The organism is Enterococcus sp. 3C7_DIV0644 (assembly GCF_002141235.1).
Taxonomy (GTDB): Bacteria; Bacillota; Bacilli; order Lactobacillales; family Enterococcaceae; genus Enterococcus_D; species Enterococcus_D entomosocium.
Genome location: NZ_NGLK01000001.1, coordinates 1,535,745 through 1,553,057 on the forward strand (window position 1 = coordinate 1,535,745; position 17,313 = coordinate 1,553,057).

Annotated in this window: 19 protein-coding genes; 4 read left to right on the forward strand and 15 right to left on the reverse strand. The window is 45.0% G+C overall.

Features of this window, described 5'->3' with window-relative positions; genetic code table 11:
* Positions 1–138: 138 nt before the first annotated feature.
* On the forward strand, positions 139–2,139 hold the full coding sequence (locus tag A5877_RS07170) for a KUP/HAK/KT family potassium transporter (RefSeq protein WP_008382045.1): 2,001 nt from the start codon (positions 139–141) through the stop codon (positions 2,137–2,139).
* Between the two features lie 313 nt (positions 2,140–2,452).
* Positions 2,453–4,036: a ribosomal protection-like ABC-F family protein gene (gene abc-f / locus A5877_RS07175; protein WP_086316626.1), complete on the forward strand. Its 1,584-nt coding sequence runs from the start codon at positions 2,453–2,455 to the stop codon at positions 4,034–4,036.
* A 95-nt stretch (positions 4,037–4,131) separates the two neighbouring features.
* On the opposite strand, the gene A5877_RS07180 is transcribed toward abc-f, so the two are convergent.
* The 15 genes from A5877_RS07180 to A5877_RS07250 all read right to left on the reverse strand — a co-directional run bounded on the left by A5877_RS07180 (position 4,132) and on the right by A5877_RS07250 (position 16,262).
* Entirely contained in the window at positions 4,132–5,592 is a 1,461-nt protein-coding gene (locus tag A5877_RS07180; protein ID WP_005227746.1) for a peptide MFS transporter, read from the reverse strand.
* A gap of 357 nt (positions 5,593–5,949) precedes the next feature.
* Positions 5,950–7,134, reverse strand: a complete 1,185-nt coding sequence (locus A5877_RS07185; protein WP_005233419.1) for an acetate/propionate family kinase — start codon at positions 7,132–7,134, stop codon at positions 5,950–5,952.
* 24 nt (positions 7,135–7,158) lie between these two features.
* Positions 7,159–8,163, reverse strand: a complete 1,005-nt coding sequence (locus A5877_RS07190; RefSeq protein ID WP_008382040.1) for a class I SAM-dependent methyltransferase — start codon at positions 8,161–8,163, stop codon at positions 7,159–7,161.
* A 167-nt stretch (positions 8,164–8,330) separates the two neighbouring features.
* A complete protein-coding gene (gene comGG, locus A5877_RS07195) occupies positions 8,331–8,702 on the reverse strand; it encodes a competence type IV pilus minor pilin ComGG (RefSeq protein WP_008382038.1) in 372 nt (123 codons plus the stop codon).
* Positions 8,665–9,090: a competence type IV pilus minor pilin ComGF gene (comGF, locus tag A5877_RS07200; RefSeq protein WP_005233416.1), complete on the reverse strand. Its 426-nt coding sequence runs from the start codon at positions 9,088–9,090 to the stop codon at positions 8,665–8,667. Before comGF ends, comGG begins: the two co-directional genes overlap by 38 nt.
* Positions 9,080–9,394: a hypothetical protein gene (locus A5877_RS07205; protein ID WP_005233415.1), complete on the reverse strand. Its 315-nt coding sequence runs from the start codon at positions 9,392–9,394 to the stop codon at positions 9,080–9,082. Before A5877_RS07205 ends, comGF begins: the two co-directional genes overlap by 11 nt.
* Entirely contained in the window at positions 9,375–9,839 is a 465-nt protein-coding gene (gene comGD, locus A5877_RS07210; protein WP_005233414.1) for a competence type IV pilus minor pilin ComGD, read from the reverse strand. Before comGD ends, A5877_RS07205 begins: the two co-directional genes overlap by 20 nt.
* On the reverse strand, positions 9,823–10,128 hold the full coding sequence (gene comGC / locus A5877_RS07215) for a competence type IV pilus major pilin ComGC (RefSeq protein ID WP_005233413.1): 306 nt from the start codon (positions 10,126–10,128) through the stop codon (positions 9,823–9,825). The genes comGD and comGC overlap by 17 nt, the downstream gene beginning before the upstream one ends.
* Positions 10,125–11,153, reverse strand: coding sequence for a competence type IV pilus assembly protein ComGB (comGB, locus tag A5877_RS07220; RefSeq protein WP_016620014.1), 1,029 nt, complete (start codon positions 11,151–11,153; stop codon positions 10,125–10,127). The genes comGC and comGB overlap by 4 nt, the downstream gene beginning before the upstream one ends.
* Positions 11,107–12,069: a competence type IV pilus ATPase ComGA gene (gene comGA / locus A5877_RS07225; RefSeq protein ID WP_086316627.1), complete on the reverse strand. Its 963-nt coding sequence runs from the start codon at positions 12,067–12,069 to the stop codon at positions 11,107–11,109. Before comGA ends, comGB begins: the two co-directional genes overlap by 47 nt.
* Before the next feature lie 88 nt (positions 12,070–12,157).
* Positions 12,158–12,814 (reverse strand): tRNA (guanosine(46)-N7)-methyltransferase TrmB, encoded by a 657-nt coding sequence (gene trmB / locus A5877_RS07230; protein ID WP_005233410.1) that lies wholly within the window; start codon positions 12,812–12,814, stop codon positions 12,158–12,160.
* A gap of 57 nt (positions 12,815–12,871) precedes the next feature.
* The gene (locus A5877_RS07235; protein WP_005233409.1) at positions 12,872–13,651 is read right to left on the reverse strand and encodes a phosphotransferase family protein; all 780 of its coding nucleotides are present in this window, start codon (positions 13,649–13,651) and stop codon (positions 12,872–12,874) included.
* A 104-nt stretch (positions 13,652–13,755) separates the two neighbouring features.
* Positions 13,756–14,967 carry an ABC transporter permease gene (locus tag A5877_RS07240; protein ID WP_086316628.1) on the reverse strand — a complete coding sequence of 404 codons (1,212 nt, stop codon included), beginning with the start codon at positions 14,965–14,967 and terminating at the stop codon, positions 13,756–13,758.
* On the reverse strand, positions 14,964–15,698 hold the full coding sequence (locus A5877_RS07245) for an ABC transporter ATP-binding protein (protein WP_005233406.1): 735 nt from the start codon (positions 15,696–15,698) through the stop codon (positions 14,964–14,966). The genes A5877_RS07240 and A5877_RS07245 overlap by 4 nt, the downstream gene beginning before the upstream one ends.
* An 84-nt stretch (positions 15,699–15,782) precedes the next feature.
* Positions 15,783–16,262 carry a hypothetical protein gene (locus tag A5877_RS07250; protein WP_086316629.1) on the reverse strand — a complete coding sequence of 160 codons (480 nt, stop codon included), beginning with the start codon at positions 16,260–16,262 and terminating at the stop codon, positions 15,783–15,785.
* Between the two features lie 211 nt (positions 16,263–16,473).
* Between A5877_RS07250 and A5877_RS07260 the strand changes: the two genes are divergently transcribed.
* The gene (locus A5877_RS07260; RefSeq protein WP_005233401.1) at positions 16,474–16,899 is read left to right on the forward strand and encodes an HIT family protein; all 426 of its coding nucleotides are present in this window, start codon (positions 16,474–16,476) and stop codon (positions 16,897–16,899) included.
* Positions 16,900–17,274: a YtxH domain-containing protein gene (locus A5877_RS07265; RefSeq protein ID WP_005227717.1), complete on the forward strand. Its 375-nt coding sequence runs from the start codon at positions 16,900–16,902 to the stop codon at positions 17,272–17,274.
* Positions 17,275–17,313: the final 39 nt, after the last annotated feature.

The window sequence follows — 17,313 nt, forward strand, 5'->3', positions numbered from 1 at the left end:
GAGTAGCACATGGATCGTTCCATGATCTTAGATCAACAGCAAGCGGGAATCCGCTGGTTTAAGATGTTTCTTGCAAGACCTAAGTGGCAAGGGGCCGCTTAGGTCTTTTTGCAGTTTAAAATGGAGGGAAAACAGTCAATGAGTTCAAGTAAAATGAAAAAAGTGACCGCCGGCGGACTTTTAGTCGCCATGGGGGTGGTCTACGGTGATATCGGTACGAGCCCACTTTACGTAATGAAAGCCCTGGTGGAGGATAATGGCGGACTCCGCACCTTAACGCCCGATTTTATCTTAGGCAGCGTCTCACTCGTCTTTTGGACGCTGACCCTGTTAACGACGATCAAGTACGTCTTGATCGCATTAAACGCGGATAACCATGGAGAAGGCGGGATTTTTTCCCTTTATACCTTAGTTCGTAAAAACAGCCGCTACTTGATTATTCCAGCGATCATCGGGGGCGCAGCCCTGCTAGCAGATGGGGTATTGACGCCAGCCGTGACCGTAACCACTGCCATCGAAGGATTACGGGGGATCCCAGCCTTTTTTGATCGCTTCGGCAATGACCAATCGATCATCGTCGGCATCACCTTAGCAATCTTATTGGTCCTCTTTGCCCTACAGCGCTTTGGGACTGAGTTTGTCGGCAAAGCCTTCGGACCGATCATGCTAGGCTGGTTCACCTTCTTGGGCATCGTCGGTGTGATGAACTTTGCTGGTGACCTTTCGGTGATTCGGGCCCTTGATCCCCGGTATGCGATCAATCTGCTCTTTAGTCCCGATAACAGCGCTGGTCTCTTTATTCTCGGCAATATCTTTTTGGCGACTACTGGTGCGGAAGCCCTCTACTCGGACTTAGGTCATGTGGGCAAAAAAAACATTTATGCCAGCTGGCCCTATATCAAAATCTGCTTGATGCTGAATTACTTTGGTCAAGCGGCGTGGCTGCTGCAAGTCTATCAAAACCCGACTTATCAAGAAATCGAAAACTTGAATCCATTTTTCCAAGCGTTGCCGCAAGGGTGGACAGTCTTTGGTGTCAGCTTCGCCACACTCGCTGCCATCATTGCTTCGCAAGCTCTGCTGTCTGGCTCCTTTACCTTGGTTTCTGAAGCCATCAAGTTGAAACTATTGCCGCGGATGCAAATCATCTATCCGGGGGCGTCTATCGGGCAAATGTATATTCCTGCCTTGAACACCTTGCTGTGGATCGCCTGTTCCGGCGTGGTCTTATTCTTCCAGACCTCTACTCGGATGGAAGCCGCTTATGGATTGGCCATTACGGTAACGATGTTGATGACCACCATTTTGCTGTATTTCTACTTGCACCAAAACAAGAAGACCCGTTTCTTGGCACCGTTCATCACGCTCTTTTTCGCAGCGATCGAAGGCATTTTCTTTATCTCTAGTGCGACGAAATTTTTCCATGGCGGTTACGTTGCCATCTTATTAGCCAGCGTGATCATCGGTGTGATGCTGATTTGGGAATGGGGCAATCGTATTCAAGAAAATGCTGCCGAAGAAGTTGCACTTTCTACCTACATCCCTCAATTGAAACAGTTGCGGGAAGATGATTCTTTGCCATTATCTCAGACGAACGTCGTCTTCATGGTTCCTAAATTGCAAGACGATCAGATCGGTCAGCAGTTCATCTATTCCATTTTAGACAAACGGCCGAAGCGTGCCAAAGTGTATTGGTTCGTCAATGTGGAAGTCACCGATGAACCTTATACGAAAAAATATGAAGTTTCGATGGCAGATACCGATTTTATCGTTAAACTAAAGCTTTATCTCGGCTTTCGGGTGCCGCAAGAAGTCAATCTCTACATTCGCCAAATCATTCAAGAATTGATGAAAGATGGTCGCTTGCCGCTACAGCCGCAACGCTATTCCTTAACGCCTGGACGCAATGTGGGTGATTTCCAATTCGTGATGATCGAAGAAGAGCTGTCGAATGCAACTGCATTAAGCAAATGGCAGAAGCAAGTCATGCAGACGAAGCTTTTTATCAAACGCCATACTATTTCACCTGAACGCTGGTTCGGCTTAGAATACAGCGATGTGGTTCATGAGACCGTTCCTTTGGTCATCGGTCAGATGAAAGAAAGCTCTCTGACAGAATTACGCATCGAGGAACGCTAAGAAACCGCCAGTCCTGGTTGAACTTTCTGATACTTTCAGGTACACTGAAAAGACAAAGACACAAAGGAGGGAAAACGACCATGATGCGCATGACTAAAATAACAAGTAATGAAAATTACCAACGATACCATATCGCATTTAGCCATGCAATTGGTTTTACAGTTGCTGTTGACGGGACGAGTCTGTCCAAAACAGTTAAATTTACGTAAAATCAATGGCCATCTCAAGGTATTTTTCTCAAGAGAATCTGAGTTTAAATAACACTGGCCATGGATATCCATGGCCTTTTTGAGTGGTCTCAAGGAGAGAGATCATGATCATACAAGCAATTGCTATAAAAAAAAACATCGGCGGGAATCCGTTATTTGAGGAGTTATCCTGCCAAATCGAAGCTGGGGAAAAAATTGCCCTAGTCGGCATCAACGGAACGGGCAAATCAACCTTTTTACAAATCTTGACTGGCAGTGAAGGCGTTGATAGCGGCGTTATCAGCCGCCAAAAAGGCTTGAGGATCGGGACGGTCGAGCAAGAGCTGACAGTTTCTGAAGCAACCGTTACCCACTACCTGCTCCATTCTGCAGCTAACATTCAAGAACTCAAGCAGCAAATGAGCCATTACGAAGCCTTGATGGCAGAACCCGATACTGATTTAGAGAAGTGTCTGATCCGTTATGGCGAATTGCAGCAGCGCTTTGAAGAGCTGGGCGGCTATGGATTGGAAGACCGTATTTCCGCGATTTTACAAGGCTTAGGAATTCCCCATCGGCAGGACGCACGCTTAACAGAGCTTAGCGGCGGTGAACGGGTCAAAGTCGCTTTAGCCAAAGTGCTAGTTGCCGATGCTGACTTGCTGTTACTGGATGAACCAACCAATCACTTGGATCTTTCAAGTATCCGCTGGTTGGAAAATTATTTACAGAATACGAAAAAAGCGGTTCTAGTCGTTTCTCACGATCGGCACTTTCTCGATCAAGTCACCACCAAGACCTGGGAACTGGAAGAAGGCGCCTTGGTTGAGTATCCTGGAAATTACAGCCGATTTCGTGTCTTGAAAGAAGCTCGCTTGGCGGAACTGACCAAAAATTACGAACTGCAGCAGAAAGAAGTCCAGCGGCTGAAAGTCATGATTCGTCGGTTTCGTCAGTGGGCCCATGAAGGAGACAATGAATCCTTCTTCAAAAAAGCCAAAGAATTGGAACGCCGCCTAGCGAAACTAACGCTGGTCAAACCGCCAGCGCCCCCGAAAAATCGGCTGCAAGGCTTGACAAATGGCGGAAAATCAGGCAAAGAGGTGTTCATCGTTCACGATTTGCACCAGCAATACGCCGATCAGCTCCTATTCAAAGACAGCACTTTTGCAATCTACCGTGGGGAGCATCTAGCCATCATCGGCGACAATGGTACCGGAAAATCAACCTTACTCAAATTACTTCTCGGTCAGGAGCTTCCTAGCGGCGGTACTATCAAGCGCGGCAGCAGCTTACAAATTGGCTATTTGCCCCAGCAGCTGCAGTTTGCCGACCCCGAGAGCCGCTTGTTGGCCTACGTCCACACGTTGACAGGAAACGAAGAAACGGCTCGCCGGCAATTGGCCAAAAGTGGGTTTTATCAAAGTGATGTGGCCAAACGAATCAAAGATTTGTCTGGTGGTGAAAAAATCCGTTTGGCGTTACTGAAACTCTTTTTAGAAAAAATCAACGTCCTGATTTTGGATGAACCAACCAATCACCTCGACAGCTATGCCCGAGAAGAAATTGAAGAAATGCTGCAAGATTATCAAGGGACCCTGTTGGCGGTCAGCCATGACCGCTACTTTTTACAGCAGCACTTCCAAGAAGCCCTGGTCATTGCACAGCAGCAGATCACGCGCCAGTCCCTGAGCCCCTTGATTGACTAAGACATTGATTCGCAACAAAAAAACTTGATTTTCCTACGATATGCATGGGTTGTTCAATCCATGCATAGGCGGAAAATCAAGTTTTTATTTTTTGATCAATGAATGTTGCCGATCAAGTTGCGGATCGGTTTTCTAGCTAAATACAAGATGATACCGACAACAACGGCTACTCCGCCGACGATGCCATAGTACATCCCTTCTGTTTGTGGTGTATAGAACCGAGCGATTTGCGCATTGATGGCTTGTGAAGAAGCGTCTGCTAACAACCAAATCGCCAAGGTTTGTGCTTCGAAGGCTTTCGGCGCTAGTTTGGTCGTCACCGACAAGCCCACCGGTGAAAGACACATTTCCCCTGCAATCATAATGAAGAAGCTCAATACCAACCATAATGGGCTGACCCGTTCTTCTACTCCAAACAAGAGGCTTGGCAGCATTAGCAATAGAAAGGACAAACCGGCTAAGACCAAACCAATGGCAAACTTCACTTCTGTCCGTGGCTGACGAGAGCCTAGTTTGGTCCACAACCAGACAAAGACAGGTGTCAATAAGACGACAAAAAGTGGATTTAAGGTTTGATACAAACTTGCTGGAATATTGATGCCGAATAACGTTGATTGCGTACGGTCAGCGGCAAACAATGCCAAGATCGATGAGCCTTGTTCTTCCAATGACCAAAAGACGATCGCTGACAAAAACAGCGGAATGTAGGCCAACACTTTTTTCTTTTCATCTGGTGTGACATCTTTCGAACGGAGCATTTTGGTAAAGTAGTAGATCGGTAAGAAAATACCTAGAACACTGATAAAGTTGATGAAGAAATCAACCGTCAGATGGCCAGTTGCAGCTGCTGCGCCAAACAACACTGCCAATGCGAGAAGAACCAGAACGACTGCTCGGAAGAAGGTTTTCTTTTCGGCTGCCGATAAGGGATTCGTTGGCGCGATCGCTACACTTTTCAACGTGGTTTTTCCTTGCACATAATACTGCACCAAACCGATGAACATCCCGATAGCAGCAATCGAAAAGCCTAAGTGGTAGTTGACCTCTTGTCCTAAGATCCCGACGATGATCGGTGCTAACAAGCCGCCAATATTGATCCCCATGTAGAAAATCGAGAAACCAGCATCCCGACGGATATCGTCTTTGCTGTATAAATGCCCCACCATACCCGACACGTTGGATTTCAAGAGTCCGGTTCCGATGACGATCAGCATCATGGACACAAACAACGCTGGAATCCCTAAAGGTGTTGCCAAGACGATGTGTCCTAACATGATCAAGATTCCACCATAAAAGACGGATTTATTTGATCCTAACAGACGGTCCGAGATCCAACCGCCAACAATACTTGACATATACACTAAGGAACCGTAAATCGACATGATCGCCACAGCCGTTCCTTTTGGCAACCCTAAGCCGCCGTTGGCAACTGCATCGTACATGAAGTACACCAAAATCGCCCGCATACCATAATAACTGAATCGTTCCCACATTTCCGTGAAGAATAAAGTCGACAGCCCTCGCGGCTGACCTAAGAATGTTTTTTCTTTTTCCATATGTAATGGCCCCTTATAAAAATTAATGAAAATAAAATAGCGGAATTTTTCTGAAAATTCACAAATGCCAGTTTATTCCCATTTGGCAACTTTTACAAGGGTATTTCCCTGAGAACACCTTGTAAAAAAGGAGGGAAATTTAAATTCAAATGAAAGCAAAATGAGAAGCCCTCCACCTAGGTGCAGTATGAGCCAATTTTCATATGTATAATTATTAAATTATCTGTTTAAAAAATTAGAAAATGGTCTTCACCAATTTTTCTCTCTAGCCCCATTTTGCGGACTTTCCTACAAAAAAACACATGCAAGCATTTCTCTTGCATGTGTTTCAGCTTCTATTCTAAGGAAGGTTTTCGCTTAGCCGCGTAAACGTTCCACATCGCGAGCGATCATTAATTCTTCATCTGTTGGGATCAAAAGTACTTTGACTTTTGACTCTTCAGTTGAGATCACTAATTCTTCGCCGCGTTTTGCATTTTGATCGGCATCTAATTCGCAACCAAACCAAGTCATGCCTTTGATAACTTCGCTGCGGACGTGGGCATCATTTTCACCGATACCGGCAGTAAAGACGATCGCATCAACACCGTTCATGGTCGTTACATAGCCACCAATGTATTTACGGATGCGGTCAGTAAAGACGTCATAAGCAACTTTGACTTCTTCTTTGTCGTAGTTTGCTTCTAGATCGCGCATGTCGCTGGAAATACCAGTTAAGCCTAATAAACCAGATTTTTTGTTTAAAACATCCACCATTTCATCGATATTCAAATCTAATTTTTCCATTAAGTAAGGCAAAACAGCAGGATCGATGTCACCTGAACGTGTGCCCATCGTTACACCAGCTAATGGCGTGAAGCCCATTGATGTATCTACTGATTTTCCGCCGTCAACCGCAGTGATCGACGCACCGTTCCCTAGATGGCAAGTGATGATTTTTAATTCTTCGATTGGTTTACCTAACATTTCTGCTGCACGCTCAGAAACATAACGGTGGCTTGTACCGTGGAAGCCGTATTTACGTACTTTAAATTCGTTATAGTACTCTAATGGCAAGCTGTATAGGTAATTGTGTTTTGGCATCGTTGCATGGAAAGAAGTATCAAAAACAGCGACACTGATGATTTCTGGCAAGATTTTTTTGAAAGCAGTGATCCCCATCAAGTTTGCTGGGTTGTGTAATGGCGCAAATTCAGCCAATGCTTGGATGCGTTCCATCACTTCGTCTGTGATCACAACTGAATCAGGGAAATCTTCTCCGCCGTGAACGACGCGGTGACCGACGCCAGTGATTTCATCATAGGCACCTAAAATGTTTAATTCAATCAGTTGATCCAATAACATTTTTACAGCTACTTCGTGATCGTTGATGTCGATGATTTGTTCGAATTTTTGATCTTCCCCATATTTGATGGTAAAGATAGAATCTTTCAAACCGATTCGTTCAACGATTCCTTTAGCGACAACTGTTTCCTCTGGCATTTGATATAATTGCCATTTTAAACTTGAACTTCCAGCATTGATTGCGATTGTTTTTGACATGATGATCTCCTTATCCGAATTATATTACAGATTTGCTGCTTTCCAAGCCGCAAATTGTTCAAAAAGTTTTGTGATGTTCTTTGGTTCTTTCAGTGAGGCTAGCTTGACCAGCAAGACTTCGTCTGCTTGTTTGCTTGTCCCTCCATGGTTTTGTAAAAGCAAAATACTTTTACGTGAATGTTCATTTTTAAAGAGTTCTTCAGGAAGCTGAATCATTCCTTGCAAATAAACCTTTTCTTTCAGCCATTTTTTCAAAAATTCACTCTGTTCCGTTTCCAAGAAGTTGCTTGGTACTAAGAACAAACCGTAACCGCCAGCTTTGACATAGTTCATCGCTTGTTCCATCAACAAATGATGGGCGTAACTGTGCCCTTCTGGAGCCGCCGTAATGAAGCTGCGGGCTTTGTCATCTTGTGGGTAATAGCCCACCGGTAGATCGCTGATCGCCAGATCCATCGGTTCGATCAAAAGCTCTTGCAAGCCATCTTGATGGAACAAATGCAAGGGCGCTTTGGTCCATTCGCCAGTCGCAGCTGCGATCGCCAACAAGGTTTCGTCAATATCCACACCGGTTCCTTCTACTGGACGCTTCGCTAATTGCAGATTCAGCAAGACTGTCAATAAGAGATTCCCCATGCCTACCGATAAATCAAGAAGTTTCACTGGTTGGTCGGCACTACTCAACTGCTCGATCAAATAGACGAATAAAAACCCAAGACTATCTGGTGTCAGTTGGTGATTGGCCTGTAGGCGCTCCGTTTGGCTGCCTTTCAACAAAACCAACTGCGCAAGCTTGCGTTTTTCTTCTGCCGATAGTTCCATTGCTCGAATTTCTTGATAGATGGTTTCTAAACGAGCAGCAGTTGCTTCATCTGGTACCCCATCGATCACGCGAACTTGGTATTGATCAACAAAATTTTCGATCGTCTCTACGTAAGCATCAAAAAAAGACGTTTCCAATGCGTTTTGAAGCAGTTGGATCGCTTCAACGGTCAAATGAAAAGACGTTTCCATTTTTTCTGCGGACATCTTGCACCTCTTTTCAAAACTATAACAACATATATACCTGTTTAATTTTAGCCGATTCATCCAAAATAATCAATCGCTTTCGTTTAGAATAATTTGTGAAGCTGTAAACATTCTTTTTCTATTTCTGTATGAAAAAGGATGGTCGAAACAACCATCCTTTTCCTGTACTATTCTTCTTGGTCATCTGTGTCTATTTCAGGCTGCTCTTCAGGCAACAAAAAGGTAAAAGTAAATCGCCGACTTTTGACATAGCATTCGATCTGTAAGCTCTGTCCTTGCCGTTCATAAGTCAACTTTCCTACATTATAAAACCGTGTCCCTCGATCTTCCAACTCGTTTTGCAAGAATTCCGCATGGAAAAGTTCACTCATAATACGGGCTTCATAGGTTTCAATGGTTTTTGTATAAAAAAGGGCTGTTGTGCGGCTGTTTTCTAACACCAGCAATAACATCAAGCTCAACAGCTGCACAAACAACAATGCTGTGAGTAAAATACCGCCTTTATGCCGCCTCTTGTGAGTGTATTTTCCATTGTCCAATTTTCTGGTCTCCATTCTCAAAGGAAACGGTAAAGCGGATCGCTGCGCCAATTTTCTCAAAAGACACATCTGCCACTTCTGTCAACAACGGTTGATAGCCATTGTTGTCCCGTTTCCGCAACACGCGGTTGATGCGATCGATCGTTACCGAATTGTTTTGACTGCTTCGCAAATATAGCGTGTTCTCGCTGACTGATAGATAGACACAGGTACTTAATTCCCGTTCCAACTGAAACAAAAAAACATGCCATTCTTGATCTTTGCGAGCCATGATCTGCTGATTGACCGGTGCGAGGTGCTTGACGATCCCGCTGATCATCAATAAGCAGATCGCCAATACCCATAAAGACAACAGACACTCCAACAAAGTAAAGCCTTTACTCTTCATACACAATCTCCCAGAGCTGTTCGCCACTTTGGATGCGTGCCTGTTGATGCTGCGCTGCTTGCCAAAAGCGAACTTGATAGACCGTCTGACGCTGCGTCGTGTAGGTAATGGTTGACGCATCAAAGGAGTGGTTCTGGACTTCTTCATACAGCACCCGCAGCATTTGGGCTTTTTCCTGCAATGCCGCACTTTGCGTCAGTGAAGCGGTCTGCATCGCTAAAAACAATAACACACAGGTTGCCAACACCCCAAAGCCAATCAGGCTTTCTGCTAAGATGAACCCGCTATTCAACGATTTTTTCATAGCGTCCGCTCCCAAATAAAAACTTATAGCTGATGGTTTGCTTTTTCTCCTGCCAATAGAAAACGATCCTTCGCAGACTACTATTGTTGCCGGACTGACTACTAAAAAGAATATCGGGAAACGCCTGCATCGCTAGTTGAGGAGGGACTTCGATCTTGGTGACCGGCTCAGTTGCAGCGCCATAAAATGAAACAGTTGGCGTTGGCGCTGCTTGATAAACGGCTCGGGTTTGTGTGTTATCGATGATGGCCGATTGCTGTATGGTATAGAGGCCTTTTTCTAAGCGTGCACAAAAGCCTAAGACTTCAGCAGATCGTTGATAGTACTCGATGGCCACGACGGGAAAAAAGAGAAACATACTACTGACCATGAGGACCAAAAGGCTTTCTATTAATGTAAAACCAGCAAAAGAGCACCGTCGACAGCCCTTAGTCCCCTTGCTCATAAATCGCATATTGCTCCTCAGATACATACCCTTCAGCGATCAATTCTTCTCTCGAGGGCTCCCGATTTTCATTCAGACGAAAGAGTTCGATCTGGGTTTCCACCACTTTCACGATGGCCGCATTTCCTTTCTCATCAATGATTCCTCTTTGCTTGGCAAGATTTGGGACAAACAACAAAACCAAAATACTGATCACTAATAAAACAACCAACATTTCAACCAATGTAAAGCCTTTTTTGACACGCCAAATCCCCTGCTTGCGAGAAGATGCGACTTTCTTTTCTATCATTCGATCACTCCTTGGATATTTCCATAGATTGGTAAAAACATAGCGGCATAGATCCCAACGATCATTAAAGCAACCAACAAAAAAATCAGAGGCTGAACCCAGTGAATAGCTTTTTCGATTCGTTGAAACAAGCGATCCATCAATAATTGACTGTATAAAAAAAGCTCTTCTCCTAACTTTCCCCGTACTTCTCCTTGAAAGACGATCAAAGAAAATTCTGGTGTGAGAAACGAGAAATGACGAAGTTTTTCTGGGAGTTCTCCGCCAAGTGTCAAGGTCACTCGCAACTCTCGCGCTAATTCTTGGATCAAGGTAGCTTTATTGGTGTGCTCCATACACTCAATGATCTGTTGGATATCTAACCCTTGCTGAAACAACTTGCCCCATTCCAATGCGAAAAAACTCGTGTGATAACTCGTGTACAATGCTCCGAACAATGGCAGGTGGCTGAAGAATACAGCTTTTTGCAAGGCAGTGCGGCGGGCAAACACCCAGCGGCTGATCACAAAAAGCAGCACACTTACCAACAAGAAGAGGATAAGTACTGCTGGTGCCCAAGTGATGGCGCGAATGCCCCAATGACCTTCGTCGATCATGCCAGAGGCTAACAATTGAGGCATTAAAAAGCGATGCATGCCAAAGAGAGCCGCCACTAAAAAGACCAGTAGCAAAAGCGGATAGGCCGCTACTTTGTACAGCAGCTGTTTTTGCTTGTTGACCAATTTGTGGTAGTCGACCATCCGCCGCAAGGTCGTCGTGAGATTCCCATGACTTTCTGCTAAATAAAGCTGACTTTTTTCGGTAGCCGATAAAGACAACGGCGCTACTGCTGCTGCCAAGCTTTGCCCTTGGGCAAGATGGGCAATCAGCTGTTCGATCACAGGTTCAGAAAACTGGCGACTGCGCAGCAACACTTGGAGGCTTTCTTGTAGGGAAAAGCCACTCTCCAATAACACCGTGAAGGTGACCAAGAGGGCTTCAGTTGCACGGCGTGGTAGCTGGGGCTTCTTTTTCATAAACTTCATCGGTGATCCACCCACTTTCTTTCACTCGTTTTAATACGTGCTGCCACTGTTTTTCCACTTGCCCCTCATAAAAGTGATACGCCAGCAACCCATGGGGTACGTTGACTTCATTCGGCAACAATCGCTGATAAACGATCCCTTGCAACGCGTGCGCCAGAAGATCGTCTGCCCCTAGCAATTCCAGCAGCCGTGTCTTGGTTTCTGCTACGCCTCGTGCATGGATCGTGGCAAATACTCGGTGACCTGTCAGAGCGGCTCGTACAGCGGCTTGCGCCGTCTCTTTGTTACGGATCTCGCCAATCAAAAGCAGGTCCGGACGATGCCGTAAAGACAAGCGAATCAATTCATCATAGTCTTGTCCGATTTTCAAATTGGTCTGCAGCTGCAAAAAATGCGGCTCTTCAATCTCCACAGGATCTTCGATGGTAATGACTTGTCCCTTGGTTGCCCGTGCTAATTGATACATGAGGGTCGATTTTCCTGAGCCAGTGGGACCAGAAAATAAATATAGGCCTCTTTGTTTGGTTGTCTGTTGGATCTGCTGGACGTCTTCTGCAAAAAAATAGCGCAGATGCTCCTTGTTCAAAGGATAAAGAAACCGCATCACGAGACTTTCACGCCCTTGATAATCACCCACCGTTGAGACGCGCAACCGCTGTAGCTGATCGCCTAACAGATAGCTGACTGCGCCTAACTGAGCTTTGCGCCGTTCTCCCACCTCCATTCCTCCTAAAAATTTGAAGCGGGTGATCAGCTGCTGAGCTTCTTCGTTGGTCAGTACTTGATAGGTCTTTCTGAGATAGCTTTTACTGAAAATCACCTCCATCTGTGTACCGCTAGGCAAAATGGCCAGATCCTGCATGCGTTCTTGTCTTCCATAAAGAATCAACTCGTCTGAGAATGCTCGAATATCCACGACTTATCCCTCCTAAAAAGAAATACGCAAACGCTTTGAGAATAGAAAAAAAAGATGAAGCAAATTTGCTTCATCTTTCATCATTCGTTTATTTCTGTGGTTCTTTTGCCACAAATTGGGCTTCCACCCGATAGATCCGCTGCCCGCGGCTTGAGAATTTTTCTTCATATTCAGTCATGATATTGTTCTCAAAGGAACTGTTATGCAAGTCCAACCAAACTTGTTTGATAATCATGCCGTATTGAGAAAAGCTCGCTAAGGAATACTCAAACAATCCTTGGTTATCCGTTTTGAAATGGATCTCGCCGTTGGGACGTAAAATCTGCTCGTCGACTGCTAAAAAGGCTTTGGAAGTCAAACGGCGCTTCTCATGCTTCTTCTTAGGCCATGGATCAGAAAAATTCAAATAGATCTGGTCTACTTCATTGTCTGCAAAATAATTGGTCAATGCGGAACCATCGACATGCAGCAGTTGCAAGTTCGGGATCTCCTGCTCGATCATTTTATCCAATGCGATCGAAACGACACTAATCTGCATTTCCACACCAATATAATTGATCTCGGGATGAGCTTTCGCCATTTCCGTAATAAATTGGCCTTTTCCCATTCCAATTTCGATATGCAGCGGGTGATCATTGCCAAAGCGTTCATGCCAACGCCCTTTCCATTCAGTAGGCTCTGCAACGACGTATTCTGGATGAGCGTCAATCAGCTCTTTTGCACCTGCACGTTTTCTTACTCTCATGTTTCTTCCTTTCCGAAAAAACAAGATGGAACCAAATTGCCTCGCTCCATCTTCTCTTCATTCGCTATAAATTCGTTTTAATTGTAAAATCTCTGCATTCATGGCTTTGTAATCGCCTCGCAGATAATATTTTTTGACCTCTTGCAGCATACTCAACAATGCGTACCAATAAATCTTTTCGATCACTTCGCTGCTGCTGTGGATACCATAGCGCACGAGCCAATGAGACCAGCCAGATAATGGCACATAGTGACCTAAAATAGTGCCGATATCGATTGCCGGATCTGCAAACATCACGGAATCCCAATCGACTAAATACAAATAGTTTTGACAAACTAGCCAATTTCGATAATTGACATCGCCATGGACGACCGCGGCTTTCTGCTCGTCAAAAGCTGGAATATTGGTTTTTAAATACTCGGTGACCAAATGAATAAAACGGTTTTGGGCGACCGCAGAAGGCAGCTGATCCTGATAATCCATCAGCATCTGTTCAGGCGATCTGACTTGTCCGCCGATTTTGCTTAGCATCTGTGCCAACGTTTTTGAATGATGCAAGTGATACAACACATCAATGACATCATTTCTTTGGCCGATTTCATCGGGATCTAAGACCCGTCCATCCAGCCATTCTTGTGCGGAGAGCGTATCCCCATTTCCCGTCCGTTTCGTCCAGACGAGTTTGGGTGCAATGCCCTCTTTAGAGAGTGCCGCAAGCATCGGGGTCGTATTTCGTTTGATAAAGACTTTGTCGTTGTCCTTGAGCCCGATATAGGCTTTCCCGGTGTCGCCTTTGATTGGCCGCATACGCCAATCTTGATCCAAGCGAATATCCATCCTAGCTTCTCTCCTTATTTCGCAGTACCTCTTATTCTAGCTTCCTAATGGGTCGCCGTCAAGCGCATATGCGTTCGCTTTTTGTAAGAGAGGCCACTTGTGGATCAGGCGTGCATTTTCTTTAATCGCCCTGGCAAGTAGATGCCTAAAAAAAGACCCGCAAACCCTAAGAAGCCAAGAAACGCGATACCGCCTTGCCAAACAAAAGGCAAGCGCAAGCAACAGATCACACCGAAAAGAACTGCGGTCACCAGTAAGAGTGCCCCAAGAATTTTTTTGATCGCTGCGGCTTTTTGTTTTTCTGGCACGGGATACAGATGTGTCAAAACCATGTATTGAAACTCATTGATCAAAGGAATCAGTTGGAAACCGATCAAATAAAGAAACAAGCAGCCGATCAGCAGACTGATCCAAAGCTCATCGACAAAGAATAAGACGAACCCACCAATCAAAGTCAAACGGACATAAAGCCCGCCATATTGCCCCCCACGGATCACTCGGCGCAAGTAAAGATAGAGGTACGTATTGCTGTGCACTGGTTTGATCTTTGCCAGCAGCCAGTCGAGGTATCTGCGCCGTTTGGCTTCCGTCGTGATTTGGGGAACATCTGTAAATAAGTTGATAAACCGATAGATACGCATTAAGCGCGACTGTTCGGCTTGGATCATATAGTCCCAATCCAAAAGCTGGCTATTGGCTTTCAGTCCAAAGAGGAACCAGATTGCTTGGAAGATGCTGGTCCCCAATCCTAGCCAAGGTGCTACATAAATACTGGCAAGTGTGGCAGCTAACGCACTTGCGAACCAGATGCCTCGCTGCTGTTTGACTTGCTGCTGAGTTTCTTGATACAAACGAATCCGTTGTAGTGAAAGATCCCCCAGTTTTAAGAGCCACATCATCCCTAAAAAGTATGGGAATGAGGCAAAGGTGCTGTTTGCTGTGACCACGACCAAAGGCATCGTTGCCCCTACGGCTAAAAATAAAACCCCAAAGGGCAGCCAGAGGGAATAACGTAACGCCTGGCTGAGATAACTTGTCATTTGCCCTTCTTTGGCTAACAGAAAAATCAAATCTGCCGGTTTCGTCAGTGTCACTAAGCGTCCCAGCGGTAAAACAAAGAGCCAAACAGCGACCACGATGACGCCGCCTAATGGAAACGGCCGCGGCAATGTTTTTAGCAATTCAGAATAATAGAGCCCCAGACCTCCGACTAAGAAGGTGCTGATCAAAGCAAAATGATCATTGAAGACATAGCGCAAATAGCGTGTCATCTGTTTTTGATGCCGCTGTAAGCGTTGCGAGAAAAACTGCTTCATGCTTGACTCTCCTTTGTCAGTGCGAGGTACAGATCATCAAGGGAGGCTTCTGGTGCTTGAAATTGGCTTCTTAGTTCCGCCAATGTCCCTTGTGCGCGGATCTCACCGTTATGCAAGAGGATGAATTTGTCACAATACTTCTCTGCGGTTGCTAAAATGTGGGTGGACATCAAAATAGATGCCCCGGTTTGTTTCATCTCATTCATCAGTTCCAATAACGCATTGATCGCTAAAGGATCTAATCCTAGAAAGGGTTCATCAATGATGTAGACACTCGGCTCAATCAAAAAGGCACACAGTACCATAACTTTTTGTTTCATCCCTTTTGAAAAGTTTGCCGGGAACCAATCGAGTTTGTTTTCTAAGCGAAAGGTTTTTAGCAGGCGTTCTGCTCGCTTCATGGCTTCTTCTTGTGGAAGATCGTAGGCCATCGCCGTCACTTCAATGTGCTCTCTTAAGGTCAATTCTTCATATAAAGAAGGAGTTTCGGGGATATACCCGATTTGTTTGCGGTATTGCTCTGGGTTTTCTTTAAGGGTCAAGCCGTCGATCGTGATGGTGCCGCTATGAGGTTGCAGTAAACCGATGATTTCTTTGATCGTCGTACTCTTCCCTGCCCCGTTCAAGCCGATCAAGCCAACGAGCTCCCCATCGCCGATCGTAAAATCAATATTTTTTAAGACTGGCAGCTGATTGTAGCCGCCTGTCACGTTTGCTACTTGTAAAGTCATTTTTTCCCTCCGATTCGCCTGATTATGGCTCTTTGTCAACGTAGGCTCTTTTTGTTCAATTCAGTCAGCTGGCAAAACAGTTGTTTATTTTTCTTTATTCGTGACTTGCAGGATAAATTCATTTTCTCCCACTGTAATGATTTCTTGCGCTAGTTCTTGGCTGCCAAAGCGCTCTTGCCACGTTTGTGCTTCGCTGGCTGGAAAGACGACCATTTGGATGGCACCAGCGGCAAGACGGGTGGTAAAGGCTTGGACAGCGGCTGGTTCGGCATAAGAAACCAGGCTAATCCTCAGCTCTTCTTTTTGATACCCTTGGTTTATTGCCCATGCTTCAACGGCTGCTTCCAATTCACTTTGCACCGCAGGGTCCATTGCTGTTTCAGTGACAATGGCGGCATTGACTACTTCTTCTTGCGGACGTGTCAGAGAATAAGTGATTGAACCAGCAAACACCACAAACAGCGTGATCGCGATCAACCACTCTTTATAGGCATAGGCTAAGTAGCGAAGCTTCGCTGAAGTCGTTGTTTTTTTCTGTAAGGTTTCTTTAATGATCGGTTTCATAGGTTCCTTCTTTCCAAATGATTTCTGATATTAAGTCTAGGGTTGTTGGAATCTAAATGCAAGCGTTTCTCGCTTGCTTTTCGCATTTCTTTAAAAAAGCGCCTTTGTTGAAGGAACAGTTGCCTTGTTCCGACTTTTTCAAAGAGGAAACCAGACGAAAAAAAGCAAAATATGGTAAAGTAGAGGTAATAGATCAAGGAGGTTTTTTACAATGGAAAATTGTATTTTTTGTAAAATCAATAATCGTGAGATTCCTAGCTACAAAGTCTACGAGGATGAGCAAGTCTATGCCTTTTTAGATATTTCCCAAGTCACCCCTGGTCATACATTGGTCATTCCCAAAACGCATGTGACGGATATTTTCGAGTACGATGAAACGTTGGCAGCTGCGGTTTTTGCCCGTATCCCTAAGATTGCTCGGGCGATCGAAAAAGCATTCCCTGAGATCGAAGGCTTAAATATCATCAACAACAATAAAGAATTGGCGTACCAATCCGTCTTCCATTCCCATGTCCATTTGATTCCTCGCTACAGCAAAGACGATGATTTCAAGATCCATTTTGGCAATCATGCAGAGAATTACACGGGGGAAGAGCTGGCGGCAATCGCCGAAAAAATTGGAAAGCAGGTGAACTAAATGATCGGTAATTTTCTTAAAGGACTTTTGTTCGGTTCCATCGCCGGCGGCTTAGGCGGTTTGCTTTTTGCACCAAAAAGCGGCAATGAAACCCGTGAAGAATTGATTCGCTATTTAGATGACACGACAGAAGCGACCTTAGAATTCAATGACAGTGTCAAACAGCTCAAAGATGCTGTGATGGTAACCCGCAAAACGATCGACGAAACGATCCCAGTTGTGACCGAATCTTTCACGAAAGATTTGGAAGCCTTCAAATTCCAAGCACAACCGCGCCTTGCTCGGATAAAAACCCAAATGGAACAATTGAATCAGCACATCACGACGATTCAAGCCCAAAGCGCCGAGGATGACAAACAAATCGAAAATTTGTAGTTTTTATGAATTTTGTTTGAAACATCCGCTGTTTTCTTT